Annotated in this window: 25 protein-coding genes and 1 tRNA gene; 6 read left to right on the top strand and 20 right to left on the bottom strand. The window is 70.7% G+C overall.

The annotated features are described in order from the left end of the window. Nucleotides 1–3: 3 nt before the first annotated feature. On the bottom strand, nt 4–1,014 hold the full coding sequence (locus tag ACZBH1_RS10630; RefSeq protein ID WP_463646356.1) for a hypothetical protein: 1,011 nt from the start codon (nt 1,012–1,014) through the stop codon (nt 4–6). A gap of 133 nt (nt 1,015–1,147) precedes the next feature. On the opposite strand from ACZBH1_RS10630, the gene ACZBH1_RS10625 reads away from it, so the two are divergent. Next, nucleotides 1,148–1,840, top strand: a complete 693-nt coding sequence (locus tag ACZBH1_RS10625) for a hypothetical protein (RefSeq protein ID WP_463646355.1) — start codon at nt 1,148–1,150, stop codon at nt 1,838–1,840. Between the two features lie 7 nt (nt 1,841–1,847). On the opposite strand, the gene ACZBH1_RS10620 is transcribed toward ACZBH1_RS10625, so the two are convergent. From ACZBH1_RS10620 to ACZBH1_RS10590, 7 genes are all read right to left on the bottom strand, one after another. After that, nucleotides 1,848–1,929 (bottom strand) — tRNA-Tyr (locus tag ACZBH1_RS10620). 122 nt (nt 1,930–2,051) lie between these two features. Next, nucleotides 2,052–2,963 (bottom strand): PfkB family carbohydrate kinase, encoded by a 912-nt coding sequence (locus tag ACZBH1_RS10615; RefSeq protein ID WP_463646354.1) that lies wholly within the window; start codon nt 2,961–2,963, stop codon nt 2,052–2,054. Next, a complete protein-coding gene (locus tag ACZBH1_RS10610; protein WP_463646353.1) occupies nt 2,960–3,460 on the bottom strand; it encodes an FBP domain-containing protein in 501 nt (166 codons plus the stop codon). Before ACZBH1_RS10610 ends, ACZBH1_RS10615 begins: the two co-directional genes overlap by 4 nt. A 94-nt stretch (nt 3,461–3,554) precedes the next feature. Beyond that, nucleotides 3,555–4,421, bottom strand: coding sequence for a hypothetical protein (locus ACZBH1_RS10605; protein ID WP_463646352.1), 867 nt, complete (start codon nt 4,419–4,421; stop codon nt 3,555–3,557). A gap of 11 nt (nt 4,422–4,432) precedes the next feature. Beyond that, complete coding sequence (locus tag ACZBH1_RS10600) at nt 4,433–5,386, bottom strand: sugar ABC transporter permease (protein ID WP_378883489.1); 954 nt, start codon at nt 5,384–5,386, stop codon at nt 4,433–4,435. Nucleotide 5,387: 1 nt separating this feature from the next. Then, nucleotides 5,388–7,010, bottom strand: a complete 1,623-nt coding sequence (locus tag ACZBH1_RS10595) for an ABC transporter permease subunit (RefSeq protein ID WP_378883492.1) — start codon at nt 7,008–7,010, stop codon at nt 5,388–5,390. Nucleotides 7,011–7,088: 78 nt separating this feature from the next. Continuing rightward, a complete protein-coding gene (locus ACZBH1_RS10590; RefSeq protein WP_336394809.1) occupies nt 7,089–8,333 on the bottom strand; it encodes a sugar ABC transporter substrate-binding protein in 1,245 nt (414 codons plus the stop codon). Nucleotides 8,334–8,614: 281 nt separating this feature from the next. Here ACZBH1_RS10590 and ACZBH1_RS10585 point away from each other — a divergent pair, with 281 nt between their 5' ends. Both ACZBH1_RS10585 and ACZBH1_RS10580 read left to right on the top strand, forming a co-directional pair. Then, nucleotides 8,615–9,103, top strand: a complete 489-nt coding sequence (locus ACZBH1_RS10585) for a YajQ family cyclic di-GMP-binding protein (protein ID WP_109211358.1) — start codon at nt 8,615–8,617, stop codon at nt 9,101–9,103. 115 nt (nt 9,104–9,218) lie between these two features. Next, nucleotides 9,219–9,968, top strand: a complete 750-nt coding sequence (locus ACZBH1_RS10580; protein ID WP_336394808.1) for an EAL domain-containing protein — start codon at nt 9,219–9,221, stop codon at nt 9,966–9,968. 51 nt (nt 9,969–10,019) lie between these two features. Here ACZBH1_RS10580 and ACZBH1_RS10575 read toward each other — a convergent pair whose 3' ends face one another. Then, nucleotides 10,020–10,736 carry a TetR/AcrR family transcriptional regulator C-terminal domain-containing protein gene (locus ACZBH1_RS10575; RefSeq protein WP_336394807.1) on the bottom strand — a complete coding sequence of 239 codons (717 nt, stop codon included), beginning with the start codon at nt 10,734–10,736 and terminating at the stop codon, nt 10,020–10,022. 191 nt (nt 10,737–10,927) lie between these two features. Between ACZBH1_RS10575 and ACZBH1_RS10570 the strand changes: the two genes are divergently transcribed. Then, nucleotides 10,928–12,295 (top strand): diguanylate cyclase, encoded by a 1,368-nt coding sequence (locus ACZBH1_RS10570; protein ID WP_336394806.1) that lies wholly within the window; start codon nt 10,928–10,930, stop codon nt 12,293–12,295. A 116-nt stretch (nt 12,296–12,411) separates the two neighbouring features. On the opposite strand, the gene ACZBH1_RS10565 is transcribed toward ACZBH1_RS10570, so the two are convergent. The 3 genes from ACZBH1_RS10565 to ACZBH1_RS10555 form a co-directional block, all read right to left on the bottom strand. Continuing rightward, nucleotides 12,412–13,008, bottom strand: coding sequence for an ABC transporter substrate-binding protein (locus ACZBH1_RS10565; protein WP_336394805.1), 597 nt, complete (start codon nt 13,006–13,008; stop codon nt 12,412–12,414). A 249-nt stretch (nt 13,009–13,257) separates the two neighbouring features. Then, the gene (locus ACZBH1_RS10560) at nt 13,258–13,797 is read right to left on the bottom strand and encodes a flavodoxin domain-containing protein (protein WP_463646351.1); all 540 of its coding nucleotides are present in this window, start codon (nt 13,795–13,797) and stop codon (nt 13,258–13,260) included. Nucleotides 13,798–13,870: 73 nt separating this feature from the next. Next, complete coding sequence (locus ACZBH1_RS10555) at nt 13,871–14,665, bottom strand: hypothetical protein (RefSeq protein WP_463646350.1); 795 nt, start codon at nt 14,663–14,665, stop codon at nt 13,871–13,873. Nucleotides 14,666–14,759: 94 nt separating this feature from the next. On the opposite strand from ACZBH1_RS10555, the gene ACZBH1_RS10550 reads away from it, so the two are divergent. Beyond that, entirely contained in the window at nt 14,760–15,236 is a 477-nt protein-coding gene (locus tag ACZBH1_RS10550) for a hypothetical protein (RefSeq protein ID WP_463646349.1), read from the top strand. Nucleotides 15,237–15,451: 215 nt separating this feature from the next. Here the strand turns inward: ACZBH1_RS10550 and ACZBH1_RS10545 are convergent, their stop codons facing one another. The 5 genes from ACZBH1_RS10545 to ACZBH1_RS10525 all read right to left on the bottom strand — a co-directional run bounded on the left by ACZBH1_RS10545 (nt 15,452) and on the right by ACZBH1_RS10525 (nt 20,522). Then, nucleotides 15,452–16,462 (bottom strand): alpha/beta hydrolase, encoded by a 1,011-nt coding sequence (locus tag ACZBH1_RS10545; protein WP_463646348.1) that lies wholly within the window; start codon nt 16,460–16,462, stop codon nt 15,452–15,454. Nucleotides 16,463–16,485: 23 nt separating this feature from the next. Then, entirely contained in the window at nt 16,486–17,859 is a 1,374-nt protein-coding gene (locus tag ACZBH1_RS10540) for an FAD-dependent oxidoreductase (protein ID WP_336394800.1), read from the bottom strand. 102 nt (nt 17,860–17,961) lie between these two features. Further along, nucleotides 17,962–19,017, bottom strand: a complete 1,056-nt coding sequence (locus tag ACZBH1_RS10535; RefSeq protein WP_463646347.1) for a polyprenyl synthetase family protein — start codon at nt 19,015–19,017, stop codon at nt 17,962–17,964. Nucleotides 19,018–19,072: 55 nt separating this feature from the next. Continuing rightward, nucleotides 19,073–19,738: a class I SAM-dependent methyltransferase gene (locus ACZBH1_RS10530; protein WP_452324777.1), complete on the bottom strand. Its 666-nt coding sequence runs from the start codon at nt 19,736–19,738 to the stop codon at nt 19,073–19,075. 154 nt (nt 19,739–19,892) lie between these two features. Then, nucleotides 19,893–20,522, bottom strand: a complete 630-nt coding sequence (locus ACZBH1_RS10525; protein WP_463646346.1) for a DUF402 domain-containing protein — start codon at nt 20,520–20,522, stop codon at nt 19,893–19,895. Between the two features lie 22 nt (nt 20,523–20,544). Between ACZBH1_RS10525 and ACZBH1_RS10520 the strand changes: the two genes are divergently transcribed. Beyond that, nucleotides 20,545–21,834 carry an isochorismate synthase gene (locus ACZBH1_RS10520; protein WP_463646345.1) on the top strand — a complete coding sequence of 430 codons (1,290 nt, stop codon included), beginning with the start codon at nt 20,545–20,547 and terminating at the stop codon, nt 21,832–21,834. Nucleotides 21,835–21,877: 43 nt separating this feature from the next. Here ACZBH1_RS10520 and ACZBH1_RS10515 read toward each other — a convergent pair whose 3' ends face one another. From ACZBH1_RS10515 to menD, 3 genes are all read right to left on the bottom strand, one after another. After that, complete coding sequence (locus ACZBH1_RS10515; protein WP_463646344.1) at nt 21,878–23,536, bottom strand: DUF885 domain-containing protein; 1,659 nt, start codon at nt 23,534–23,536, stop codon at nt 21,878–21,880. A gap of 79 nt (nt 23,537–23,615) precedes the next feature. Further along, on the bottom strand, nt 23,616–24,479 hold the full coding sequence (locus tag ACZBH1_RS10510) for a PPK2 family polyphosphate kinase (RefSeq protein ID WP_378883524.1): 864 nt from the start codon (nt 24,477–24,479) through the stop codon (nt 23,616–23,618). 63 nt (nt 24,480–24,542) lie between these two features. Continuing rightward, nucleotides 24,543–26,369, bottom strand: a complete 1,827-nt coding sequence (gene menD / locus ACZBH1_RS10505) for a 2-succinyl-5-enolpyruvyl-6-hydroxy-3-cyclohexene-1-carboxylic-acid synthase (protein WP_463646343.1) — start codon at nt 26,367–26,369, stop codon at nt 24,543–24,545.

Raw genomic sequence — 26,369 nt, 5'->3', positions numbered from 1 at the left:
CGGTCAGGGGCGCGGCGGAAGCGGCGGCGGGGGCGGGTAGCCCTCGTACCCGGGACGCTCCGGCGCCCGGGCCGGCGCCTCCGCGGCGGGCTGCGGCGCATCGCCGTGCGGAGCCGGCGCTCCGGCGGTCGCGGGCGACGGCTCGGCGACGGCCGGTGCGAGCGGCGTGAACACGTGCGCCCCCGGCGAGGGGTGGCCGGTGTAGTAGGCGTTCCAGTCCGGCGACCCATCGGGCAGCATGGGCAGCGGCGTGCCGCCGTCCGCATACGTCGGCCACGGCAGCAGCTCCTGCGTCGCGGGAGCGGATGCCACCGGAGCCGCCGGCACCGGGCCGGATGCGTGCGGCGGGGGCACCGGGTGCGGGTGCGTTCGCGGCCGCTTCGGTGCGAAGAGCACGTTCACCAGCGGCACGAGTGCCGTTCCGACGGCCGCCAGGATCGCGACCGCCACGACGATGCGCCAGTAGAGGTCCGCGAGGGACAGCCACTCCCCGAAGGCCAGCGGGATGATCAGGAGCGCGGCGAGCGCGACCACGAGTGCGATCGTGACGATGACCACGGCACGCGTGAACGTCGTGTCGTACCGCTGGAACGCCTTGATGTAGAGGCGCAGGTGAAGCAGCACCAGTTGCAGGATGAGCACGATCAGCAGGAACTGGATGAACCGGGAGACGCCGAGCCACGGGAAGCGCTCGGGCATCCAGATCATGATCGCCCCGAGGAGCAGCGCGATGATCCAGGACGCCATGCTGGCGAGAGCGAACCACGCGGGGCGCCGGGGTGCGAGGTGTGCGTCCAGGATCGCGACGCCCGCGAATGCGACGAGCAGCAGGATGGTGAGGAAGGCGCGCCCGACGAGACCGTTCTGCGAGCCGACCAGCACCCACACCACGCAGACGATGGCTGCGGCGATGAGCGCACCGATGGCCACCCAGATGGCGGCTCGCAGCAGCGGCGAGAGGGAGGCGTCGCCGCGCTCCGGCTGTGGCGTCGCATACGGATCGGGCGCGGTCATGGCGTTCCTCTCGTGACGCGGGCGGTGGACCCGGCACGCCCATCCTGACACGCGCGCATCCCCGGTTCGAGATCCGCGGAGGCGCGCCGGGATCGGGGGTGCGTCCCCGCCCGACGGCTCGTACCGTGTGCATATGGAGAGCTCCTCGCCCGGGCCGGCGCCGGGGCTCGCTGCGAGGCCGGCGCTGCGGCTGCCGCGCTGGGTGGGATTCACGGTGCTGGGTGAGGGTCTCGGCTTCCTGATCCCGGTGACGGCCTTCGCGCTGGCGTCGGCGCTCGGACTGAGCGGCTGGGCGGCGTGGGCGATTCTCGTCGTGTTCGGCGCCGGCGAAGGCGCTCTGCTGGGCGTCGGCCAGGCGCTCGGCGCCCGGGGCTCCCGCGCCCAGGTGCCTGTCGGCCGGTGGGCAGCGGTGACGGCGGTGGCGGCATCCGTCGCGTGGGCGATCGGCATGCTGCCGTCGACTCTCGCGGATCTCGGTGCCGACATCGACTGGGCCTCGCCGTCGACCTGGGCGGTGGCGGCGCCGGCCGCACTCCTGCTGCTGGCGACAATCCCGCTCGCTCAGCGCCCGGTGCTCGCACGGGCGGGCGTGCCCCGGTCGTGGCGGTGGGTGCCCATCAACATGGTCGCGTGGCTGATCGGCATCGTCTTCACGTTCCTGCCGTCGCCGTGGGTCGACGAGTCGACGCCCGCTGCGGTCGTGTTCGCGCTCTTCGCGGTCGGCGGGGCGCTCATGGCGGCGACCGTCGCGGTGCTGACCGGGCTCGGTCTTCGCTGGATGCTGCGCAACGAGGAAACGCGCCCCGCAATCGGGACGCGTTTCTGATCTCGGGTGGCGAGTGAGGGATTCGAACCCCCGAAGGCTATGCCGGCTGATTTACAGTCAGATCCCTTTGGCCGCTTGGGTAACTCGCCGAGTGCGCACCCGTCCGACTTTTCCAGACGACCGGAGGCGCGATCCACAATCTTACGCGTAGATGCGCGAGGTCAGAAATCGGCGGCCACCCGTGGCCGTCACCGCCCGCGCCGGCCCATCGTCACGTGCCGATGCGATCGAGGTCCGTGCCGTCGAGGGCGCTCGGCGTGCGCAGCAGGGCACCCTCGAAACGGCAGGTCGCGGCCGCGACATCCATCGCGGTCTGCAGCGCCGTCTCCCAGCCGTCCTCGTCCACCGGAGCGCCGTCCACGAGGACGGCCACCGTCGCGGCGAACGCGGCGTCGCCGGCGCCCATCGTGTCGACGATGCGGCCGGGGAGGCTCGAGATCGGCCGGGTCACCACCACGTCGCCGGCCTCGATCGTGGCGCCCGCTGGCCCCTCGGTGGCGAGCACCGCCTGCGCACCGAGGTCGATCAGCCGGGCCCGCAGCACGTCGAGTCGGTCGTCGTAGAGCAGCGCCGCATCGTCCTCCCCCACCTTCACCAGGGCCGCGCCGGAGGCCAGGCGCTCGAAGCCGCGCACGAACTCCGGCTTGTCGCTCATCATGCCCGTACGGGGGTTCGGGTCGACCGCGACCGGGACGCCCGCCGCGTCGACCGCCTCCGCCAGCTCGGCGGTCTGCTCGGGATCGTCGAACGCGAAGCAGCTGATCACCACGAGGTCGGCATCGGCCATCGCCGCGCGCTCGGCGTCGCCGAACCGGATGCGGCGCTGCTGAGAGGCCTCGTTGAACTCGTACACCGGCTCACCTCCCCCGGACCGCGTGCTGAGCGCCCGCGCCGTCCCCAGCAGCGACGGCGTCGCGATGAGGTCCACCCCGAAGTCCGCGAGATAGCGCCGCACGCGTGAGGCCGGCTCGTCATCGCCCAGCATCGCCACCAGCGTCGCCGGCACGCCCAGACGGGTGAGGCCCACGGCGACGTTCAGCGCGGCGCCGCCGACGAATTCGCGCACGCCGTGGTCGTCACGGAGCTCGTCGATGAGCGCGTCACCCACCACCACGACGGTCATCGCGGGACCCCCGCCGTCTCGAGGACCCGCCCGACGAACGCCTCGGTGCGGCGCCGCGTGCCGTCGATCTTGCGGTCGACGCTCGCCCTCACCTCGTTGGGCGCGAGCGGAGCGGCCAGCCGCACCGTCTCGTGGCAGGACAGATCCGCGCAGATGTAGGTGCCGACGCTGTCACCGTGCGCGCCCGCCTCGCCGGCCCTCCGCGCGGTGTACATCACGACTTGGTCGGCCGGCTGCATGGTGTGGCACAGATTGCACATCGCGGCCCGACCGCGGGATGTGCCCTCGGCCGCACGCAGCACGACGCCCGACGGCTCTCCGTCGATCTCGGCGATCACGTAGCCGCGACTGCGCGTGCGCGGATCGCGCCACGCGAGGAAATCGAGGTGATCCCAGTCGGTCAGCACGAAGTCATGCGGCAGGGCGACGAGTCTCAGCTCGTCGGGTGAGGCGTTCACGAACGACGAACGCACATCATCTTCGGTCAGCGGGCGCATGGCACCTCCTCGCCGACCCAGTCTACGAACGACGGATGCCGCCGCCACCCCGCGCGCTCGATCTCAGGGCGGCCGCGGCATCCGCCGGGCCGGGTCAACTCCAGCCGAGGCGTGCCGCCACGACGTCGGCGGCCCGCGAGGGGAAGTCCTCCCACCCGGGCTCCAGGATCCGGCGCGTGAGGCGGTACAGCTCGAAGGCGGTCTCCTCGATGGGCAGATCCAGCGATGCGGCGATGTCGCCTCCCCACGCCGGGAAGTCGCGCTCGAAGCGCCGCACGGGATCGATCGCGTCGCGGAGGGAAGTGGATGCCGCGGCGAACCGTCCACGGATGGCCCGCACCAGCAGCTGCACGGCCCACTGCCGGATGAACGCGTTCCCGTTCAGAACCTCGCCGCGGCGCACCCGCCCCACGCCGATCAGCAGCTTCACCAGCACGAGTCGCGCGTCGTTCGCGGGGTCGAACCGGTCGTCCTCGGCGGCGCGCGCCCGCGACTCCGCGAGCAGCCTCGCCGTGGTGCCCGCCTCGTCGTCGACGAGGACCGTCGCGTCGCCGGCGCGAGCGCCGGCGAGCTCCGCGGCGTCCGAGAAGGCGAACTCGAAGACGTGCCCGTCATCGTAGACGGCGACGAACCCGATCTCGCCTTCGCGCGCGGTGAGCACGAGACGATCCTGATCGGGCAGCCAGGACAGGTCGGGACGCACCTCGCTCCCGCGGCCGGCCGCCGTCAGCGCGAAGAAGTCGTGGTCCGACCACTCGTCGCGCCGCTCGCGCGCCTCGTCCGACGCCGAGCCGAGCAGCACGAGCCCGACCAGTCCGGGATGCGCGCGAACTCCGGCTGCCAGCCCCGCGCTGAGCGCGTCGAACCGCTCCGGCGCCGTCACTCCGGCTCCACCCGGGTCGGCCGGGGTCGTGTCCTGCGCCGACACGACGCCGCGCGAGACCTCGTCCACCCGGTCCATGCCCGCCTGCGTCACTTGACGCTGCCGGCGGTGAGTCCGCCCACGATGTATCGCTGCAATGACAGGAACAGCGCCATCGGCAGGATCGCCGCAACCACGGCGCCCGCTGCGAAGACGCTCCAGTTCTTCGACTGCGCGTTGGAGACGAACTGATAGAGCCCGACGGCCAGCGTCTGGTTGGCGGGGTCGATGAGCACGACGGAAGCGATCACGAACTCGGCGAAGGTGGAGAGGAAGACGAGGAGGACCACGACGGCCAGGATCGGTGCGACCAGGCGGAGCACGATCGTGAAGAAGATCCGCGCATGACCCGCTCCGTCGATCCGCGCTGCCTCGTCGATGGACGTCGGCACGGTGTTGAAGAACCCGTAGAGAAGGAACGTGTTGACGCCGAGCGCACCACCGAGGTAGATCATGATGAGCCCGAGGAGAGAGTTCAACCCCAGAGCCGGGAAGACGTCGCTGATCGCCGACATGAGCAGGAAGATCGCGACGAAGGCGAGGAGCTGCGGGAACATCTGCACGAGGAGGATCGACAGCAGCCCGAACCGCCGTCCTGTGAACCGCATGCGCGAGAACGCGTACGCCGCGAGCGCCGACAGGAAGACCGCGCCGACAGCTGTCGACAGCCCGACGATCACCGTGTTCGCGAGCCATCGCCCGTAGGGGTAGTTCGGATCCTGGAACAGCGCGACGTAGCTGTCGAAGCTGATGTTCCGGAACAGCCCGTTCGCTGTCAGCAGCGTGCCGCCGGGGTTCAGCGAAGCCGACAGCACGTAGACGAGCGGGAAGACCGAGAACAGCACCATGACGATGCCGACGATGTGGCGCCACCCGGTCTCGCGGAAGTACTTTCCGAACGGACGCCGCGGCATCGGTGCGGTCGGACGCTCCTTCTCCGCAGCGGCCTCGAACCCGATGGCGAGACTCTCGGCGCCGCCCACCCTGGTCTGATCCGTGGACATGTCAGTTCAACTCCTCGAGCGCTTTGGTCTGCCGGAACGCGATGTACGAGATCGCGCCGACGATGAGGAAGATCAGGATCGAGAACGCGGCAGCCAGCCCCATGTCGCGCTGACCGCCCACGAAGGCCACCTTGTAGACCATCGAGATGAGGATGTCTGTCTGCCCGACCGGGATCGGCGCATCGGGGAACCTCGGCCCACCGTTGGTGAGCATGTAGATGAGGACGAAGTTGTTGAAGTTGAAGGCGAACGACGAGATGAGCAACGGTGCGACCGAGACCAGCAGGAGCGGGAACTTGATGTGCCGGAAGATGCCCCACGCACTGGCGCCGTCGACCTTGCCTGCTTCCTGGATGTCGTCCGGGATGGACTGGATAGCCCCCGTGCAGACGAGGAACATGTAGGGGAAGCCCATCCAGAGATTCACGACGAGGATCGCGATCTTCGCGAGCAGCGGATCGGTCAGCCACGGAATCTGCGCGCCGCCGAAGAACCACTCGTTGATGATCCCGAAGTCCTGATTGAACATGCCCGCCCACACCAGCGCGGAAAGGAACCCGGGGAACGCGTAAGGCAGGATCATCGCCACGCGGTAGTACTTCTTGCTCTTCATCCGCGGATCGTTGAACGTGATCGCGAGGAACAGTCCGAGCGCGAACGTCGTGGCGACGGAGAGCAGCGCGAACACGAACGTCCAGATCAAGACGTAGATGAAGGGTCCGCGGATGGACTGCTCCGTGAAGGCGCGGACGTAGTTGTCGAAGCCGACCACGACCTGCCATCCGGGCAGCAGTTCGGTGCCGTCCTCGGCAGTGAACGCGCCGGTGCCGATGTCGCTGTACACGACGCCGGTGGTGGTGTCGGTCATCGTGTCAGCGACGGGATCCCACTCCAGCGACGAGGTGAAGAGATACGCGGTCGATCCGTCGGTCGTGCGAAGGTACCCGTCGTTGAGGTCCTCCGATACCGGAACGGCGAGCCCGGCGATCGCCTCCTGATTGGCGAGGATGCCGCCGAGATCGAGGGTGTTGTATCCCGGTGCGCCGGTGGCGGTGGCACCGTCGACCGGCTCCAGCGGCTGCTCCTCCCCGCCGACGACGAAGTCGCCGGTGTCGGGGTCGGTGGTAAGGAAGAAGAACTCGTTCGCGCGCTCCAGCACGGTGACGGGGAAGGCCGGCGAATCCTCGACGCGGGTCTGGGACTGGAGCAGGAGCGCATTGACCGCATCCTCTTTCGTCGAATTGTGCCCGGAGCCGTAGTTCGTGAAAGAGATGAAGACCGTATAGACGATGAGGAAGATCTGGAAGACCAGCAGGAAGAGGATGCCGGGCGTGAGGTACTTCGCGGGCAGCAGGCCCGGCACCAGATAGATGACGTTGACCGCGATGGTGACGACGGCGATGATCAGCGGCACGAGCCACTCGCCCTGGAACGCCAGGATGAGGATGCCGTAGACCGCGAAGGCGTCGATGAGGCCGAGCAGGAGGATCTTGACCAGCCAGATCTTCCAGCCCTGTCCAGCCGCCTCCGCGAGGGCGGTCGCCCGCTTCTGCCGTCGGAGCCGGGATCGGTCGTCCGGTGTTCTGGCGGGGGACGTGGTCTCCTCGAGGACGGGACCGGCCATCGTCGACTCCTTCGGGGTGGTGCGATAAAGACGTGCTGCGGTGGGGCGGCGACGAGTCGCCGCCCCACCGCACGGGCGTCAGCCGTCGATCTTGGCCTGGATGTCCTCGGCCATCTTCGTCCAGGTGGCAGCAGGGTCGGCACCGCCGATGATCGCCGCCTCCGCGACGCCCCAGAACTCCCACACCGATCCCATCTCGGGGATGCTCGGCATCGGGAACCCGGTCGCGCCGACATCGCCGAATCCCTTGATGATCGGGTCCTCAGCCGCCTTCTCGTACGCGGAAGTCAGCGCCGGAGGCCGGTTGCCCGCCTCGTAGAGGGCGTACTGGACCTCTTCGGTGCCGATGTAGTTCACGAGGAACTGGTTGGCCAGGAGCGCGTTCTCCGACTTGGCGTTCACGTAGAAGCCCTGCACGCCGACGAAGGGCGATGCGGTCTCGCCGCCCGCGGTCGGAATGGGGTCGATGGCGATGTTGATGCCCTTGGCCTCGGCGTCCGTCGTGTTCCACGGGCCGGTGAGGATGAAGGGCGACTCGCCCGCGTTGAACGCTTCCTTCGCGAGATCCTGCGTGAGGTTCAGGTTGATCGCGCCCGCCGCGCCCTGCTGACCGAGCCACGCCGCGAACGCCTGGCCGGCCTCGTCACCGACGGTGAGCTGAGAACCGTCGTACGAGCCATCGGCGTTCTGCGCGAACACGGAGTTGCCGAACGAGGTCTGGAAGCCGTACAGGTGGTACGGATCCGCGTTGGCCGGGTCGAGTCCGACGACGAACGGGTACTTGGTGCCCGCGGCGGTGCCGGCGGCGATCATGTCGTCGAAGGTGGCAGGCGCCTCGGACACGAGATCCGCGTTGCGCATGAGCGCAACGTTCTCGGTCGCGTACGGCAGACCGTAGACCTTGCCGTCGTACGTGAAGGCGGAGATGGCCACCTCCTGGAATGCGGACGCGGAGTCGCCGAGCTCGATCGGCGCGACGAGGCCGTCCTGCACGAACGAGCCGAGCCAGTCGTGGGCGCCGATGGTGACGTCCGGACCCTTGCCGGTCGGCACCTGCGCGGTGAAGTCGTCGCGGATCTTCTCGTTCTGCTTCACGACGAGGTCGACCGTGACGCCGTTCTCCTCTTCGAAGTCCGAGATGGTGCCCTCGAGCGCGTCTGCGCGGTTCTGGTCGACCCAGACGGTCAGCGTGGCATCGCTTTCGCTTTCGCCCCCGCCCCCGTCGGTGCTGTCCGCGCCGCCGCCGGCGCAGCCGGCGAGCAGCAGCGCGCTCCCTGCAATGAACGCGCCGGTGGCAAGCGCGCGCTTCATGTTCACCCTCATCGGTGTGTGCCTCTCTGGAGTGCTGGTGAGTTGAACCGGCCCTCGGCCGGTGCGGTGGCACCGATGAAGGCCGTTCTTCGGCTTGCACGAATCTGCAAGCGCTTACATTCTGCATCATGCGGTGAATCAGGACAAGGTGGGCGAAGCCAATCGATATCTCCTCGTGATCTTGCGAGAACTGGAACCGCTTCCAGCCGACGACTCGCTCAGCAACGGGCGCATGCCCGGAAAGCGGCATCCCACTCTCCGCCAGCCGTCCGCCCGCCGATAGACTTCCGGCCATGGCAGATTCCTCGTTCGACATCGTCAGCAAGGTCGACCACCAGGAGGCCGACAACGCGCTCAACCAGGCCCGCAAGGAGGTCGAGCAGCGCTACGACTTCAAGGGCACGGGCGCCTCGATCGAGTGGAGCGGCGAGGCCGTGCTCATCAAGGCCAACTCCGAGGAGCGGGCGAAGGCGGTCCTCGACGTGTTCCAGTCCAAGCTCATCAAGCGGGGCATCTCTCTGAAGAGCCTGGAGTCCGGCGACCCGGTCGCCAGCGGCAAGGAGTACCGGATCACGTCGACGATCAAGGACGGCATCTCGTCCGAGAACGCGAAGAAGATCTCGAAGATCATCCGCGACGAGGGCCCGAAGTCGGTGAAGTCGCAGATCCAGGGCGACGAGCTGCGCGTGCAGTCCAAGTCCCGCGACGACCTGCAGGAGGTGCAGCGCCTGCTGAAGGCCGCCGACCTCGACGTCGACCTCCAGTTCGTCAACTACCGGTAGTGCCCTAACCCGGCCGCGACCTCGTGTCAACACGTCAGGCGGCCACGAGCCTCCTGAAAGAATGGGGGCACCCGCGGCGAGACCGAGTGCTCGCCCGGACTGGGGCGGATACACAGTGATCGAGATCGCGGAGATGACGCGTGCGCTGCGGCGCGCGCTGAGCCGCGGCGAACTGGCGGCGTGGTTCCAGCCGCAGATCGACCTGAGAACGAACCGGCTGGTCGCCGCCGAGGCGCTCTGCCGTTGGCACCACCCGACGTGGGGCACGGTGGGCCCCAATGAGTTCATCCCGGTCGCCGAAGAGGACGGCACCATCCACGACATCGGCCGGTACATGACCACGCAGGCCATGGGAGCGATGACCGAGTGGGGCATCGATCTCTCGGTCAACGTCTCCCCCGCCCAGTTGGAAGGCGCCGGTTTCACCACCTGGATGGAACGGATGATCCACCGCATCCGGCGCCCTGCGCGGCACCTGACGCTCGAGATCACCGAGGGTCGTCGCATCGGCGACGCCCCCGCCCTCGTGGCACGGCTGGACCGGTTGCGCGGGCTCGGCATAGGCATCGCAATCGATGACTTCGGTGCCGGGCAGGCGTCGCTCACCCAGGCCAAGCGGCTGCACGCCACGGAACTGAAGATCGACCGGGCTCTCATCGTCGACGACTCCCCGGAGGCCTCCGAAGTGGTCTCGGATGCCGTGACACGTGCTCATGACGCCGGCATCCGCGTCGTCGCCGAAGGCGTCGAGACCGCCGAGCAGCTCGCCAAGGTGACCCGGCTGGGGTGCGACCGCGCGCAGGGTTACCTGCTGAGCCGCCCTATCCGCCGCACTGAGATGGCCCGCTTGGTGGCCAGCGCCTGAAGACAGGCATCCCGAGCCGCGAAGAGCCCTGCCGACGATGCCGGGGGTCGGTCAGTGCGCGACATGCTGCGCGAGGCGGTCCAGGAGCGCCTCGAGCGAGACCTCGAACTCCTCGTCGCTGCGATCCTCGCTGAGCAGGGCCCGCAGGCGGAACACTTCCGGCGCATCCTCGAGGGTGCGGGTGCCGTCCTGCTCGGGGATGGAAGCGCCCCCTTCGTCCAGAGGTTCGCCGACGGGGCCGGTCGCTGCTCCTCGGACAGCCGCCTCCAGCAGCAGCTGCCCCAGGAGGAAGCTGCTGAAGGACCGGTAGGCGTCGACGGCCTGCTGGTCGGTGAAGCCGTGCCCGATCAGCGCCGCGAGGAACGCATTGACCACCTCGATGCTCCGCAACGGCGGCCGCAGCCACGGCGCTGCAGGATGCCGCGACGCGATCAACGGGAAGACCTTCGGGTGCTTGATCGCGATCTGCCGCACCTGGTGGGCGGTGGTCTGCAGATAGCCCTGCCAATGCTCAGCGAGCTGGGCGTCCAGACTCGACAGCAGGTCACCCATGAGCAGGGCGACGACCCCCTCGAGGAGATCCTCCTTGCCGTGCACGTGACGGTACAGCGACATCGCCTCGACACCGAGCTCCTGCGCCAGCGACCGCATCGACAGGCTCTGCGCGCCGGAGACATCGATCTGCCGCAACGCCGTCTCGATGATCAGCTCGCGACTGAGCTTCGGCGCCGCGGTCTTCGCCGGCTGCGTGCTCCTGCTCTTGGCCACTGACCTATCCTTCCCTACCTGCGGTCGCCGGTTGAGGGGTTTACGTGAGATGCTTCTCGCTACGCTTACACCGTAAGCACAGACTCGCCCCGTCTGTGACCCGCCTGCCCCGAGAGGCCCCCCAGCATGCCCGCTGTCCCCGCCCGCGCTGCGTGCGCCGTTCACGCCTCCGAGAGTGGGCGGTTCCTGTCATGACCTCCACCGTAGACAACGACTGGTTCCACCGGGCCCCCTGCGGACTTCTTGCCACGACGTTCGAAGGCTCCATTGTCGAGGCGAACGACATCCTGCTCACCTGGACGGGCCGCACCCGCCAGGAGCTCTCCGGCGCAGGACTGACTGCGCTCCTCGATCCGGCCAGCACGCTCACCTACGAGACCAGCTACCGTCAGGTCCTCCTTCGCAACGGCTCGGTGCAACAGGTGACGCTCACACTCCGCACGCCTGCGGATGCCGCCGTGCCGGTGCTCGTCAACGCGGTTCGTGATGACGAAGCCGGACTCATCCGGTTCGCGCTCTTCGACGCCACCGAACGCGTCCGCTACGAGCAGGACCTCCTCGCCGCCAGGAGAACCGCGGAGCAGTCCGAACAACGCGTCCGGATCCTGCAGGAGGTGTCCACGATGTTCGACGTGAGCGCCACCGACCGAGACGTCGCCCAGTCCTTCGCGGCCGTCGCGCGGGACGCGTTCACAGCGACGGAGACCGCGGTCCTGCTCGCCCAGGACGACGGGCACCTCGTCCTCAGCGGCGGCACGAACCCGCTCGAGGGCAAGGTCGCGCCCGTGCACGCGCTGAGGGAGACCACCGAGGTGACGGTGGTGCACAACAACGACGCCGGGTATCCGGAACTCAGTGCTGCGATGCGGAGCAACGGTCTCGCCGCACTCAGCGTGATGCCGCTCGTCGCCGACGGGCAGCGCCTGGGGATCCTGGTCTGCTTCTACAACCGGCGCACCGACTTCGATGCGCACTTCTTCGAGCTCCAGCAGGCGCTGGGGCGACAGGCCTCGCAGACGCTGCTCCGGGTTCGCCTGCAGCGCACCCTCGCGCGGCTGGCCCTGCACGACCAGCTCACCGGTGCGGCCAACCGGCAGCTTCTCCAACTCACCCTGGACGAGGCGATCGCGGCGGCCGACGTCTCCGGCGAGCCCCTCGCCGTGCTCTTCCTGGACGTCGACGACTTCAAGGGCATCAACGACGCCTTCGGCCACGCCGCGGGCGACATGGTGCTCGTCGAACTCGCCACGCGCCTGCGAGGCGGCGTCCGCGCCGGAGACATGGTCGGGCGGATCGGCGGCGACGAGTTCGTCGCCATCTGCGCCGGCGCGGACGCCGACGCCGCCGAAGCCATCGCGCAGCGCATCCTCACCGTATGCCGACTGCCCATCCCCGTGCCGGACGGGATCATCTCGGCGTCGGTCAGCGTCGGCGTATCCCTCTACCGTCCGGGAATCGACCCGTCCACCGCCGCGCAGCAGCTGCTCGTGCGCGCCGACGCCGCGATGTACGACGCCAAGCGGGCGGGCAAGGACCGCGTCACGATGAACGCGGGCTGACTCACTCGCAGATACTCGTGTGGCGGCGGACACCATGTCGGCGCCACGCACGACTCCGGCCCGGGCTGCGAAGATCCCCGGGCCGGAGCGGCCGTGCGTACGAACGGCGTGAGCGGTTACAGGCCCAGGCCGGTCAGAAGACGGTTCAGCAGCGCACCGATGCCCTGCAGCGGGCCGTCGCGGTCCAGGAGCCCGGCGACCGCGCACAGCAGGTTGCCGAGCAGGTTGCCGGCGCCCGGAACGGCGGTGATGTCGAGCTGCACCTCGTTCAGGTCGACGACGAGGCCGAGGAGGTCGAGGTGCAGCGGTCCGAGATCCAGGTCGAGGATCGTGCACGCGTCGTTCGCCTGCAGGTTGTCGATCGTCGTGGTGAACGGGGTGGCGGCGATCGGAACACCGTCAAGGGTTCCCGAGATCGTTCCGGTCAGCTGCAGCACGCCATCCACGGTGCGGACGGTCAGGTCACTGATCTCACCGACGAAGCCGTCACCTGTCACCGGCAACGACGTCGGAACAGCGGGAGCCTGGTGAACGACCGCGGCGGACGCGGTCGTCGGGGGTGCGGCGCTGGCCGCCATGGCAGGCAGCACTCCCAGTGTGGTTGAAAGGGCGAGGGCGACTCCGGCGCTGGCGATCTTCGTCTTGCGCAACATGGCTTGCACTTCCTTTCGTTGGGCTCGTGGCCGGGGCGCCGCGAGCTCAGGAATGTTCAAGCTAGGTCGCATCGTCTCGCCGAGCTTCTCGGTTCCCTTCGTCGCGTCCCGCGGGTATCATCCGGGTCCTTCAGCGCGCCGCGACCCGACCCCGGCGACCCGATTTCCGGGGAATTCGCCGCGTCGGCACAGGCAGGCGGCCGACTGAACCGGGTGCCCTTGACGATTGTGTTCGCCGACCGCGAAACCGGCGTAATAGAAAGGCGCTTCGCCGTCGCTTCGCCGGAAAGGCTCCCCTCGGACGCCGGGTCACGCCTGCGCGGCGGTGGGCGCGAGGGCGTCCGCGATCTCGGCCGCCCACGCGTCGATGACGTCCCACTCGCGGAAGTCTCCCTGCGGCAGGATGTCGCGGATCGCCGGCATCCAGGCGATGATGCGATCGGCGCCGCGGACCTTGTCGTGATCGTAGGCGCCGCGGAAGACCTGGGTCCCCCGCGGGTGCAGACGGTCTTCATAGTCGGCGAACTGCTTGGGCTCGGCACCCTTCAGCACGTCTTCGCCGTCTTTGTCGACCTCCTCGGTGCCGAGCGGCCCGCTGCTGAAGAGCCACACCGGGTGCGCGGCGAGCTCAGCCGCGTTGCGTTTCACGAACCGCCGCGCGTCCTTCCTCCAGTTGAACTCGTACGTCGCCGACCCGACCACGTACGCGTCGTAGCCGGTGGCATCGTGCACGTCTCGGCATCGGCTGACGTCGACAGCGAGACCCCGCTTGCGCAAGCAGTCACCGATCCGCTGCGCGATGCCCTCGGTTGCGCCGTACTTGCTCGAGTACGCCACCAGTACCCTCATTGCGCTCATCTCCTTCATCCCGGCGCTGCGATGCACCGTTCGACGTGCTCCCGGCCCTGATCAGATCAGCCGGTCAGAGCGACGTGCTGTGCGGTGCCCTGGATGGCTCGGCAGACGCCGGCTGGCCGGGCGAGCGCAGTCCGCGCTGCCCCACGCCGAGGAGCACGGCTCCGGCGACGATGCCGGTCAGTCCTGCCACCAAGAGGATGCCGCCGAGCACGAGCAGCGCCGTGGCCGCCGGGGCGATGAGGTCGCTGCGTGCGCCGACGCTCATCTCCACGTCGATCCCGCGGGCGCCGTCGGGGTTCATGACGACGATCCCCCACTCGCCCGGCGTGAGCGTCCAGCGCACCTCCTGCGGCCCCGAGCCGCTCGCCGACGACACCCAGATGTCGAGGTCGCCCGGTTCCTCCGACGGCGCCGAGCCGTCGTGCTCGCGGTAGCGCACGTCCGAGCGGAAGTCGAGCCGGCGCACCTCGCTGTGCGCGACGTCCGCGAGGTATCGATCGATGTCGTCCTGGGCGGCGATCCCGACGAAGACCGGCCCGTCCGCCGATTCGACGGTCATCCGCAGCACGGCGACATCGAACGGGAGGTCCGGCACGTCGCTGTCGACCGTGACCGCGTCTCGTGCGGGCGACGTGAGCGCGTACGAATCCGTCGACATCTCGATCGGGCCGGCGGAGATGAATCCGTCACGGCCCTGCAGCCCCTGGACCCCGGCGGCCGTCACTCCGACGAGAAGGACGGCACCGCCGCCTGCCGCGACGAGGAGGCCGATGATGAGCAGCACGATCCCGACGATCGTGGCGGTCGCGCCGGGCTGCCGCGGCGGGGTGGCGACGCTGGGTGTGGTCGATCCGGTCATGTTCCCAGAGTGCGCGGCGGCGGTGGGATGCCACGGGGCGAAGGTCCCATGGCGGCGCGGCGGATCCCGGCGCGACCGCCCTACACTCGGGGCCATGCGCTTTCTCCGGGCACTGCTGTCAGCCGTCGTCGCGACGCTGCCGGTGCTGGCCATCCTGCTGATCCCCGATCTCGTCCGGGGCGACGCGGGGGGCGTTTCGCTCGTCGGCATCGGCAGCACGCTCCTCAACGCGGCGTTCATCGCCGCGATCATCCTGGTCCCGAAGGTCAATGGATGGCTCGACCCGGAGGCGCCCGACTGGACCTCGGCGACCGCCATGGCGGCCGTCGGTGCCGTGTGGCGCAGCCGCATCTGGCTCGCGCTGCTGGCCGTGCTGGCGCTGCTCGCGGTCTACGCCGCCGGGCAGACCGTCGCGTACTTCGTCGGCCAGGCGAACCCCGCCGTCACGGACGGCGCGCTGGACTACAGCACGTTCCTCGCGCAGGAGATGACCGTCTACCTGCTCGGGTTCGTGCTGTCGCTGACGACCTACCTGCTCATCATGCGGGCGCTGACTCGCCGGGCCGACTGAGACGCCGACGCAGCGGGACACGTAAAAGGCCCCGGGTGCTGGGGACACCCGGGGCCTGTCGTCGTCTGCTCTCGCTCACCAACCCCCCGGTTAGCGGCGCCCGACGACGGGATGGGAAGGATTCTTGGGGAGGGCCTTCCCTGAGATGCTGGGGACATCTCTCCTATATGTTAACCCGTCCGGCAAGGGGTCCGATGTCCCCTCTTCGGGGGACATCAGCCGTCGGACGCGACATACCCCCGCAGCCACCGGTCGAGCGCCTGGTAAGCCGCGGCCCGGGGACCGGGTCTGGAGAGGAACACGTCGTGGATGGCTCCCTCGATCCGCGCGATCGTCACGATACCCCCGATGCGGGTCGCGGCGCGAGCGATGTCGTCGACGACCAGCACCGAATCCGTCGACGTCATCGACTCCCGCCACGACAGCGGCACGGTGGAGTGCGTCGAGAGCAGCACCATCGCCGGGCATCCCACGTCCACTCCCGCCGCGATGCGACGATGCCCGTCCATGACGGCCGAGAGCCAGCCCGGTGCGGTCGGGAACCCCCGGTCCGGCCGCCACCGCGCCCGCACCTCATCAGCCGGCAGCGAGCCGATCTCCTCCTGCGCGCGGGTGTAGAACCCCAGGTCGACGGCGGGCTGCGCGCCGCGCGGGTCGAGGCGGGCGCGGATGTCGACCAGCGGCGCCAGCGCCTGGCGACCGAGCGCGCCCAGCTGCAGCTCGAGCCACGGGCTGTTGAGCACGACGGCGTCGGCCCGTCCCGGGTGCCGCGCCGCCCACAGAGTCAGCGTGAGGCCGCCCGTCGAGTGGCCGAGCAGCACGAGGCGGCGCCGAGAGGCGGCATCCGCTCCCGTGCCGTGCCCCATCGCCTCCAGCGCCGCGGCGATGTCGAGGTCGTAGTCCTCGAGGGAGTCGATGTAGCCCGGCGCCTCCCCGTCTCGCAGGCTGCGTCCGTAGCGCCGCAGGTCGAGCGCGTAGAAGCGCGCTCCCCGCGTGGTCCAGAAGTGCGCGAGCTCCCGCTGGAAGAAGTAGTCCGACCACCCGTGCACGTAGAGCACGTCGACGCCGCGCAGCGGCGCGAACAGCGTGGTGAGACTGTTCGGAAGGCAGCGCACGAGCGTCGCCAGCAGCTCGCCGTCGACGCCGGAGGCATCCAGCGGCAGCGTCAGCTGCTCGAACGGCTTCCCGAGGACGTCGGGGCTCCACGCGGCGGACGGCCCGGCCATGACCTCAGCCTAGGTGGCGGCGGTCACTCCCCGCGGGAGATCGTCACCATCTCGTCGCGCGGCACGACCTTGACGCGGGCACGCTCGTGCGGCGCGCCGAGCGCCATCTCGTGCTCGTCCAGGCGGTGCCAGCCCTCGAGGTCGGTCCACTTCACGCCGCGTGAGGCCAGCAGCTCGGGGATCGCCTCCTCGGACGGGTCGGCCGGCTGCCACCAGGTGCCCTGATCGTTGATCAGATGGCGGATGGTCTCCATGGCGTCGGACTTCGTGTGACCGATGAGACCCACCGGCCCGCGCTTGATCCAGCCGGTGGCGTACACGCCGTTCACGCGCTGGTTCGAGTCCTTGCTGAGCACCTGGCCCTCGCGGTTGGGGATCACGCCGTGCTTCTTGTCGAACGGCACGCCCGGCAGGGGCGAGCCGAAGTACCCGACAGCGCGATAGATGGCCTGGATCGGCACCTCGCGCAGCTCGCCCGTGCCGACGACGCCGCCCTCGCCGTCGGGCCGCGTGCGCTCGTAGACGAGGGCGGCGACGCGGCCCTCGGCATCCGTCTTCACCTCGATCGGCTTGGCGTAGAAGTGCAGATGCAGGCGACGGGATGCCGTGCCGCCGGCGTTGTTCACCGAATCGCGCTTGCGCCACGACTGCAGCACGCGGTCGATGACCATGACCTGCTTGTTGCTGGCGATGGCTGCGCGCGACGCCTCGTCGTAGTCGAAGTCCTCGTCGTAGACCACCATGTCGACGTCGCGCAGTTCGCCGAGCTCTCGCAGCTCCAGCGGGGTGAACTTCACGTTCGCCGGGCCGCGCCGGCCGAAGACGTGGACGTCGGTGACCGGCGAGGCCTTGAGGCCTTCGTACACGTTGTCGGGGATCTCGGTCGGCAGGAGGTCGTCCGCGTGCTTGGCGAGCATGCGCGAGATGTCGAGCGCCACGTTCCCGTTGCCGATGACGGCGACGGATGCCGCATCCAGCGGCCACTCCCGCGGCACGTCGGGGTGCCCGTCGAACCAGCTCACGAAGTCCGCGGCGCCGTACGAGCCGAGGGCGTCCATGCCGGGGATGTCGAGGTCGGTGTCGCGGATCGCGCCGGTGGCGAAGATGACCGCGTTGTAATGGCGCTTGAGGTCTTCGAGGGTGATGTCCTCGCCGAAGCGGACGTTGCCGAAGATGCGGATGTCGCCGCTGTCGAGCACCTCGCGCAGGGCCGTGATGATGCCCTTGATGCGCGGGTGGTCGGGCGCGACACCGTAGCGGACCAGGCCGTAGGGCGCCGGGAGCTGCTCGAACAGGTCGATCGACACGTCGAACTTGCGCTCGGCCTTCAGCAGGATGTCAGCGGCGTAGATGCCCGCCGGGCCTGCGCCGACGATCGCCAGCCGGAGCTTGGTCATGGTGGTCCTTTCGGGGAGGAGCGGCTTCGCGTGCGGTCTTCGCCTGAGCGTGTCGAAGGGCTCGGGGGCCCGACCCCTCGACGTGCTCAGGGACCGGGGATGCTAACTGGAGCGATCCGCGACGGCCTGGGCGAATCGGGTCAGGGCCTCGCGCACCGCGCCGTCGGGCAGCGGCGCGAGGGCGTCGATGGCCTGCTGCGACCACGCGTGCGCGAGGTCCAGTGTCGCGTCGGTCGCCTCGTGCTCGCGCAGCTGCGCGAGCGGCTCGTCCAGGAGCGACGGGTCGGCGCCGTCGGCGATGCGGGCGACGCCCTCGTCGATGCGCTCGCGCAGTGTGACCGAGCCGGCATCCGTCCGCTGTCCGAGCACCAGATAGGGCATGGTCGGCACGCCGGCACGCAGGTCGGTGCCGGGGACCTTGCCGGTCTCATCGGGGTCGGCGGAGAGGTCGATGACGTCGTCCAGCAGCTGGAAGGCGACGCCGGCCTTCTCGCCGAACGTCATCATCGGCTGCTCGAACTCCTCGGGGCCGTTGGAGAAGATGATGCCCGACTGGGCTGCGGCGGCGATGAGCGAGCCGGTCTTGTCGGACAGCACCTGAAGATAGAACTCGACGCGATCGTCGGTCTCGGCCGGCCCGACGGTCTCGTGCATCTGCCCGAGGACGAGCCGCTCGAACGTGTCGGCCTGCAGCCGGATGGCGCGGTCGCCGTGACGAGCCATGATCTGGCTCGCGCGGGAGAAGAGCAGGTCGCCGGTGAGGATGGCCACGCTGTTGCCCCACACCGCGTGCGCGCTCGGCACGCCACGGCGCTTGTCCGCGGCATCCATCACGTCGTCGTGGTACAGCGAGCCCAGGTGGGTCATCTCCAGCGCGGTGGCCGACTCGATCACTTCGTCGGTGGCCCCGTCGCCGAGCTGGGCGGTCAGCAGGGCGAGCATCGGGCGCACCCGCTTGCCGCCGGCGTCGTAGAGGTAGCGGCTCGTCGCATCGGCGAGCGCGTCGGTGACGCGGAGCTCCCGCTCGAGGGCGCTGTCGACGCGCTTCAGGCCCGCCTCCACCGTCTTGAGCAGGGTGCGCGAGCGCGCGCCCGCGAAGACGCGGTCGGTCAAGCCCAGCTTGCCCGCGATGCGCGAGCCCGGCGCGGTCGGTGTCACACGCCCAGCCTACCGGGGGTGCGTTCGGGCTCGGCTCGCGCGGGCCTCGGCCCGCTCACCGGCTCCGCGGCTTGGTGGCGCGATGCAGCGCCACGATGCCCATCGACAGGTTGCGGTACGCGACGCCGGTCCAGCCGGCCTCGCGGATCCACGCCGAGAGGGTCCTCTGATCGGGCCAGTCGCGGATCGACTCGTTGAGGTAGTCGTACGCGTCGGCGTTCGAGCTGACGGTCTTGGCGACCACCGGCAGCACCCTGTCGTTGTAGAAGCGGTAGAGGCCGTTGAACGCCTTCGACGGCGGGTGCGAGAACTCGCAGATCACGAGGCGCCCCCCGGGCCTGGTCACCCGCAGCAGCTCGCGCAGCGCCTTCTTCGGCTCGTTCACGTTGCGCAGCCCGAACGACATCGTCACGGCGTCGAACTCGTCGTCGCCGAAGGGCAGGTCGGTCGCGTCCGCCTGGACGAACGAGAGGTTCCGGATGCCACCGTGCCGACGCCGGCCCTCGGCGATCATGCCCGGGGAGAAGTCCGCCGCGACGACGTCGGCGCCGCGGCCGGCCAGCGCGACGCTGGATGCCCCGGTGCCGGCGGCCAGATCGAGGATCCGCTCCCCCTGCCGCGGTGCGACCGCCCGCGTGGTCGCGGCGCGCCACAGGCGGTCGTTGCCCATGCTGAGCACGGTGTTGGTGCGGTCGTACCCCGCGGCGACCTGGTCGAACATGCCGCTCACGCGCGACGGGTCCTTGTGGAGGTCGGCGCGGTTCGGCTCGTGATCGGACGGGTCGGATGCCACGGGTCCGAGTCTATGCCGCGTGTTCGGGTGGCAGCGGGACGGCGCCTCGACGGCCGGCGCGGGCGCCGACGCGCCGTCGCCGTCAGGACGCGCGGCCGAAGGCGGCGAGGCGTCCGAGCCAGTGCGCCGCGGTCGCATCGTCGAACGGCGCCTCGTCCGCGCGGACGCGCCGCTCGAGGTCGAGTGCCACCGCCTCCAGCCGCTCGACGACGTCAGCGGGGTAGCCGTACGTGATGCGGTGCTCGTCCCATTCGTCACGGTCCTCGATGTAGACGTCGCCGGGCTGCCGCAGCACCCCCTCGCGATCGATGTACGGCGCGTCGGGCATGCGACGCACGACGTCGAGGTCCATGTCGATGCCCGTCGGCTCACCGGCGCTCCACCGCACGTCCCACGCGAGGTCGATGTACACGCGCGTGCGGTGCGGTGCCGCGTTGTGCGTGAAGGCGTACTCGCCGCTGGGCGGGACGAGCGTCACGTTGTCGTTCTCGGCGACCATGTCGCGCCCCGGACGCGAGCTGCGGTCGCCCGCGTGCTGCCCGAACCACTCCCCCCAGCGGTCGCTGCCGAGGTACACGCACTCGTGCAGCCAGTGGGGCGAGCCGTCCCACTTGCGCCAGCGGAACCACAACCGCGTCCCGGGATCCGGGCGCTCTGCGGAGCCTGCGGCGGGGGGCCGTGCGGCGGGGGGCGGTGCGGCGTCCTCGGTCACCTCGCGAGTCTAGGCTGGAGGGGTGACATCTTCGCACCGCCCGCTGGCGCTGGTGGTCGAGACGCGCGAGATCGACCCGGTCGACGACCTCCTCGCCTACACGTCGCCCTCTGCGCCCCTCGCCTGGCTTCGTCGGGGCGACGGCATCGTCGGGATCGGCGACCTGGGCGGCTACGAGAGCGGGCCGGCGGACGCGCGGGACGCGTCGCGATCCGAGAGCCCCGCCGACACCTGGCGGGCCATCGCGGCCGCCGCGCACGTGGACGACCCGCTGCGCCTGCCCGGCACGGGGCTCGTCGCCTTCGGAACCTTCGTCTTCGACGAGCGCTCGAGCGGAACCAGCCGGCTGATCGTCCCGGAGGCGATCGTCGGCCGTCATCGCGGCCGGTCCTGGATCACCCGGATCCGCCGCGACGACGCGTCGCCGCACGACCTCCTGCCCGTGGAGCCCACCGCCTACGGCCCGTACTGGTCGGCGACCCTCGGACCCGGCACGCTCGATCCCGAGGGCTACCAGGCCACCGTGCGCCGGGCGGTCGAGGCGATCCGCACGGGCGGCCTCGAGAAGGTGGTGCTCGCCCGCGACCTCGTCGGCACCATTCCCGGCGGCACCGATCTGCGGCGCCTCGTCCGCGCCCTCGCCGACGACTATCCCGACACGTGGACGTTCGCCGTCGACGGCCTGATCGGCGCGAGCCCCGAGACGCTCGTGACCGCGTCACGCGGAGTGGTCACGGCCCGGGTGCTCGCCGGGACGATTCCGCGCGGCACGGACGCGCACCGCGACACCGAGGCATCCGCTTCGCTCTCGCACAGCGCGAAGGACCTCGAAGAGCATCGCTACGCGGTGCAGAGCGTGCTGGACACGCTCGGCCCCCACGTCCGCGACCTGCGCGCGGATCCCGAGCCGTTCACGCTGAAGCTGCCCAACCTGTGGCACCTGGCCACGGACGTCGCGGGCGACCTCGCCGACCACGCCTCGTCGCTCGACCTCGTGGCGGCGCTCCACCCCACCGCCGCGGTGGCGGGGACGCCGACGGATGCCGCGGTGGAGCTCATCCGCCGGCTCGAGCCGTTCGACCGCAGGCGCTATGCCGGCCCCGTCGGGTGGATCGACGGGGAGGGCAACGGCGAGTGGGCGATCGCGCTGCGCTGCGCGCAGATCGGCCCGCGCTCGGACGCCCCCGCGCTGGGCGGCACGATCCCCGTCGTCGCCCACGCCGGCGCCGGGATCGTCGCCCAGAGCGACCCGGACGCCGAGCTGCTCGAGACGCGGGTCAAGTTCCGTCCGATCGTCGACGCGCTGGCATGACAGGGCCGCCCCTCCCGAAGTTGCCGGAGCGAGAAGCCGCGCTTCACCGCGCGATGAGCCGTCGCAGCGGATCGAGCCCCATCGGACCCAGCGCCAGCGCGTCGCGATGGAAGTCCCGGAGCGAGAAGGCGGCGCCGAGCTGCTCCTGTCGAGCCGCGCGAGCCTCAGCCCACAGTCGCGCCCCCACCTTGAACGCGAGGGCCTGACCCGGCCAGCCGAGGTAGCGGTCCACCTCGAATCCGGCCAGCGCCGGTTCCACGAGCGCGAGGTCGATCAGCATGCGTCGCGCCAGCGCGGGCGTCCACTCCCGATCGGCCACCAGCGCATTCGGAGGAACCAGGCGCCCGGTATGGAGCCCGATGTCGGCGACGATCCGGACCGCTCTCCAGATCTGCCCGAGGAGAAGGCCCAGTCGCTCGGCGTCATCCCGGATGAGCCCCAGCTCGTCGGCCAGCTGCTCGGCGTAGTGGGCCCAGCCCTCGGCGTAGCCGTGCACGTGGCAGAGATGGCGCTGCCACGGATGCAGGTCCGGATACGACGCCGTCAGCACGAACTGCAGATGGTGCCCCGGGACGCCCTCGTGGTGGACGCTCGTGACCTCCTGCCAGCTCGACACGACGGGCACGCCGCTCGGGATCGTCCACACCACGCGCCCGGGAGTCGAGCCGTCCGGGGCGCCCGGGGTGTAGTACACGACGCCGGAGGCGGCCTCCGAGACCAGGCACTCCACCTCCCGCACCGCCGCCGGCAGATCGAACGCCGGTGCGATCGCATCGATGGTCTCGTCGACGCGGGCGGCGAGCCAGGCCCGGATCGCCGCTGTGCCCTCCAGCCGGCGGCGAGGGTCGCCGTCGAGCAGGGCGGCCGCCGCCCGCACCGGATCGTCGCCGGTGCCCCCGAGCCGGAGGGCCAGCGAACGGGCCTCGGCGACGAGGCGCTCCAGCTCCGACCAGCCGTAGGCATAGGTCTCGGCGACGTCGATGCGCGCCCCGAGCATCCCGGCGGCGAGATCGGGATAGAGCCGCTCGCCGACGCCGTCATCCACCGGCGCCGCGGGGCGCAGCTCGTCCCGGAGCAGGGTCACGAGCTCGCCGAGCGCGGCCCCGGTCTCATCGGCAGCGCTGCGCACGCGCGCGGCGGCTGCGGCATCCGTGCCCTCGGCAATCGGAACGGCGCCGAACCAGTCTCGGTCGATCCATATCTGCACCTGGTCCGCGAGGGTGTCGAGCTGGCGGACAGGCGCGACCCCCGGGCCGGCGAAGCGCGCTGCCTCGTCGCGTGACCACCGCAGCGCGGCGATGTACCGGCGCACGGCGAGCGGGGCAGCCTCGAGCCGGCGCAGCAGGGCCTCGCCTGCGGCATCCGGTGTCACCGTCAGGCCTTCGACCGCGTAGCGCACGAGGTGCACCGGGGTGGCGAGCCCCGCGACGAGCCGCGGGGTGAAGCCCGAGTCGAAGAGCAGTCGCTCGCGTTCGAGCCGCTCGCGCAGCGCAGCGCGCAGCACCTCGTCGCCGGCGGGCGCCGCGTCGAGGGCCGCCAGGGTCTCGCGCTGGAGCTCGTGCCTGCGCTGCAGCCACTCGGGACCGAGGTCGGGCAGCGCCGGACCCTCGAGCCCGACCGCGAGGGCGGCGTCGGGCTCGTGGCCGGCGAGCTCCCGGACGTAGGCGTCGGCGATGGCGCGCACGGGGTCGGTGTCTGTCACCGCACCAGGCTATGCGCCGTCCGCCGCGACTCCGCGCCGCGCGCCCGCGTCGCCCTGGGGCGCGATGCCGTCGTGCCGCTCAACTCGCGGCGAGCCGCTTCTTCTCCTCCTCGACGTCGAACGTGGCCGTCGGCCACTGCGGGTCGATGTCCTCGAGGGCCTCCAGCAGCAGGTGCTGCACGGCCAGCCGCGCGTACCACTTGCGGTCCGCCGGCACCACGTACCAGGGCGCGTGGTCGGTCGACGTCCGCTCGAAGACCGTCTGGTAGGCGGCCATGTACTTAGGCCACAGCGCCCGCTCGTCGACGTCGCCCGGGTTGTACTTCCAGTGCTTGTCGGGCCGCTCGAGGCGCTCCATGAGCCGGTCCCGCTGCTCGTCGTGCGAGATGTGCAGCATCACCTTGACGATGCGGGTGCCGCTGTCGGCGATCCGCTTCTCGAACTCGTTGATCGCGCCGTACCGGCGCTCGATCTCGTCCAGCGGCGCCAGCGATCGCACGCGGCCGATCAGGACGTCCTCGTAGTGCGAGCGGTCGAACACCCCGATCATGCCCGATTCCGGCAGCCGCTTCTCGATCCGCCAGAGGAAGTCGTGCTCGAGCTCTTCGGGCGTGGGCTTCTTGAACGCGGCGAGGTCGACGCCCTGGGGGTCGACGGAGCCGACCACGTGGCGGATGACGCCGCCCTTCCCGGCGGAGTCCATCGCCTGCAGCACCAGCAGGACGGCGGCGTCCGTCGCGTCGACGCGGCTGCGGGCGTACAGGCGCTCCTGGTACTCGTCGAGCTCGGCCGCTCCGGCGGCGAGATCCTCGGCGGCTTGATCCTTGTCTTCGCCGTACCCGGGCGTGGCGCGGGTGTCGACGTCGGCGAGGACGAAGCCCTCCCCCACCTTGAGGAGATCGGCGACGTCGCCGCTCCAGTGCTTCTGACTCGACGCGATCATGGAGCCATCATGGCGTGCCGGAGCCTGCGACGGCCAGGATCGGCCGACGGGCGACGCCGAGGCTCAGCGGTCGAGGGGGACCTCGATGAGCTGGCGCCCGCCGACGGGCGAGGTGAGCGCCTGATCGAGTGCGGAGCGGGTCGTGACCCGCCGGTAGTCCCAGCCGTACGCCGCGGCGAGCTCCTCGAGGCGCACCGCGTGCGGCGTGAAGAGGACGCGATCCATCACCTCGCGGCCGGCGACCGACGCGACCTCCAGTCCGTCGAAGATCGTGCCGCCGCCGTCGTTGCCCACGATGACCTGGATCCGCGGCTCCTGCTCCTGCGGCGGCAGCAGCAGCGCCCCGACGTCGTGCAGGAGGGCGAGGTCGCCGAGCAGCACCCGGGTGACGCCGGGTCCGCCGCCGGCCTGGCTCGCCACCGCGATCCCCGTAGCCGTCGCGACCGTCCCGTCGATCCCGGCGAGCCCGCGGTTCGCATGCACCGGGACCTTCTTGCCCGGCAGCACCTGATCGGCCACTCGCACGAGACGCGACGAGCCGAAGACCAGGCGGTCGTGGGGCCAGGTGGCGCGCCACACCGCGTCGACGAGCCCGGCACGGTCGATCGGAGCCCGGATGACCGACAGCTCGGCGGCGATGGCCCCGAGGCGCTCGCCGGGCACCGCCGACGACAGGCCGTCGGCATCGGGCGCGGGCGGAGTGAGATCGACGGATGCCTCGCGCGAGGCGTGCATCCACGCGCCGAGCCACGCGCGATCGGAGTCGCCGGTCGCCACGGCGATGCGATCCGCGGCGAGGGTCGAGCCGTTGAGGTTGAGCGGCTCGCCGGGCCCGCGGACCGCGACGACCTCGATGTCGGGGTCGGAGAGCAGCGCGGCCGCCTCGCGGCTGAGTGTGGGGTGGCCGAGGACGACCGCCCGCTCCACGCGCCCGCCGAGCTCGGGGTCGCGCAGCAGCGCCCGGTAGCCATGCACGAGGTGCCGTCCGTAGCGCGCGCCGCTCACGATCTCGGCGATGAGCGGCCAGCCCCCGACGTGGGCGAGCTCTTCGGCGTCGGGGCCGGCGTCTGCGCCCGCGATCACCACCGTGCGGGGTCCGCGCTCCAGCACGTGGGGCGCGTCCTCGGGCTCGGTGGGGACGTCGGACTCGCCGATCCCGCCGCCGCCCTGGTAGAGCGCGCCGGATGCCTCGTCCTCCGGGTCGGCCGCCACCGGCGGGCCGTCCGGGTGCCCCACGACCGTCGCCTGGAGCTCTGCCGCCGGGACGCCCAGCCAGGCCGGGAGGACGCCCGCGAGCGGCTCGCGGTAGGGAAGGTTCAGGTGGACCGGACCGGGCGACCGGGTCCCGGCGCCGAGTGCGGCCGCGACGGCCTCCTCGGCGACGGCGCGCAGCATCGCGCTCTGCTCGGTGTCGCCGTCGGGATCGGTCGCCTCGGGAACGGGGACGTCGGCTTCGAACCGGACCGTCGGAGCGAACATCCCCGGCTGACGGGTGGTCTGGTTCGCGCCGACACCGCGCAGCTCCGGCGGGCGGTCGGCGGTGAGGAGCAGCAGCGGCACCCCGGCGTGGTGGGCCTCGAGCGCCGCCGGCAGCAGGTTCGACACGGCTGTGCCCGACGTGCACACGACGGCCGCCGGCATCCGGGTCTCCCGTGCGATGCCGAGGGCGGTGAATCCTGCGACGCGCTCGTCGATCCGCACGTGAAGCGCGATCGAGCCGCGTCGCTCCAGCTCGGCGGCGACGAGGGCGAGTGCCTGCGAGCGCGACCCGGGGCTGAGCACGACGTGACGGACGCCGAGCTCCACGAGCCGGCACAGCAGCGCGGCGGCGGCGTCCGTCGCGGGCGCACCGCCGGAGGGTGCGCCGACGGCGCTGTGGACTGTGCTCAC

Source organism: Microbacterium sp. ZXT2-5 (assembly GCF_055329545.1).
The sequence above is the reverse complement of the archived record's forward strand: the minus strand, read 5'-3'. Positions and strand labels throughout refer to the sequence as shown.

Excerpts from the sequence above, each read along its gene's own strand:
- ACZBH1_RS10630 (WP_463646356.1), bottom strand. The coding sequence starts at position 1,014 with ATGACCGCGCCCGATCCGTATGCGACGCCACAGCCGGAGCGCGGCGAC.
- ACZBH1_RS10625 (WP_463646355.1), top strand. The coding sequence starts at position 1,148 with ATGGAGAGCTCCTCGCCCGGGCCGGCGCCGGGGCTCGCTGCGAGGCCG.
- ACZBH1_RS10615 (WP_463646354.1), bottom strand. The coding sequence starts at position 2,963 with ATGACCGTCGTGGTGGTGGGTGACGCGCTCATCGACGAGCTCCGTGAC.
- ACZBH1_RS10610 (WP_463646353.1), bottom strand. The coding sequence starts at position 3,460 with ATGCGCCCGCTGACCGAAGATGATGTGCGTTCGTCGTTCGTGAACGCC.
- ACZBH1_RS10605 (WP_463646352.1), bottom strand. The coding sequence starts at position 4,421 with ATGGACCGGGTGGACGAGGTCTCGCGCGGCGTCGTGTCGGCGCAGGAC.
- ACZBH1_RS10600 (WP_378883489.1), bottom strand. The coding sequence starts at position 5,386 with ATGTCCACGGATCAGACCAGGGTGGGCGGCGCCGAGAGTCTCGCCATC.
- ACZBH1_RS10595 (WP_378883492.1), bottom strand. The coding sequence starts at position 7,010 with ATGGCCGGTCCCGTCCTCGAGGAGACCACGTCCCCCGCCAGAACACCG.
- ACZBH1_RS10590 (WP_336394809.1), bottom strand. The coding sequence starts at position 8,333 with ATGAGGGTGAACATGAAGCGCGCGCTTGCCACCGGCGCGTTCATTGCA.
- ACZBH1_RS10585 (WP_109211358.1), top strand. The coding sequence starts at position 8,615 with ATGGCAGATTCCTCGTTCGACATCGTCAGCAAGGTCGACCACCAGGAG.
- ACZBH1_RS10570 (WP_336394806.1), top strand. The coding sequence starts at position 10,928 with ATGACCTCCACCGTAGACAACGACTGGTTCCACCGGGCCCCCTGCGGA.
- ACZBH1_RS10560 (WP_463646351.1), bottom strand. The coding sequence starts at position 13,797 with ATGAGGGTACTGGTGGCGTACTCGAGCAAGTACGGCGCAACCGAGGGC.
- ACZBH1_RS10555 (WP_463646350.1), bottom strand. The coding sequence starts at position 14,665 with ATGACCGGATCGACCACACCCAGCGTCGCCACCCCGCCGCGGCAGCCC.
- ACZBH1_RS10550 (WP_463646349.1), top strand. The coding sequence starts at position 14,760 with ATGCGCTTTCTCCGGGCACTGCTGTCAGCCGTCGTCGCGACGCTGCCG.
- ACZBH1_RS10545 (WP_463646348.1), bottom strand. The coding sequence starts at position 16,462 with ATGGCCGGGCCGTCCGCCGCGTGGAGCCCCGACGTCCTCGGGAAGCCG.
- ACZBH1_RS10540 (WP_336394800.1), bottom strand. The coding sequence starts at position 17,859 with ATGACCAAGCTCCGGCTGGCGATCGTCGGCGCAGGCCCGGCGGGCATC.
- ACZBH1_RS10530 (WP_452324777.1), bottom strand. The coding sequence starts at position 19,738 with ATGTTCGACCAGGTCGCCGCGGGGTACGACCGCACCAACACCGTGCTC.
- ACZBH1_RS10510 (WP_378883524.1), bottom strand. The coding sequence starts at position 24,479 with ATGATCGCGTCGAGTCAGAAGCACTGGAGCGGCGACGTCGCCGATCTC.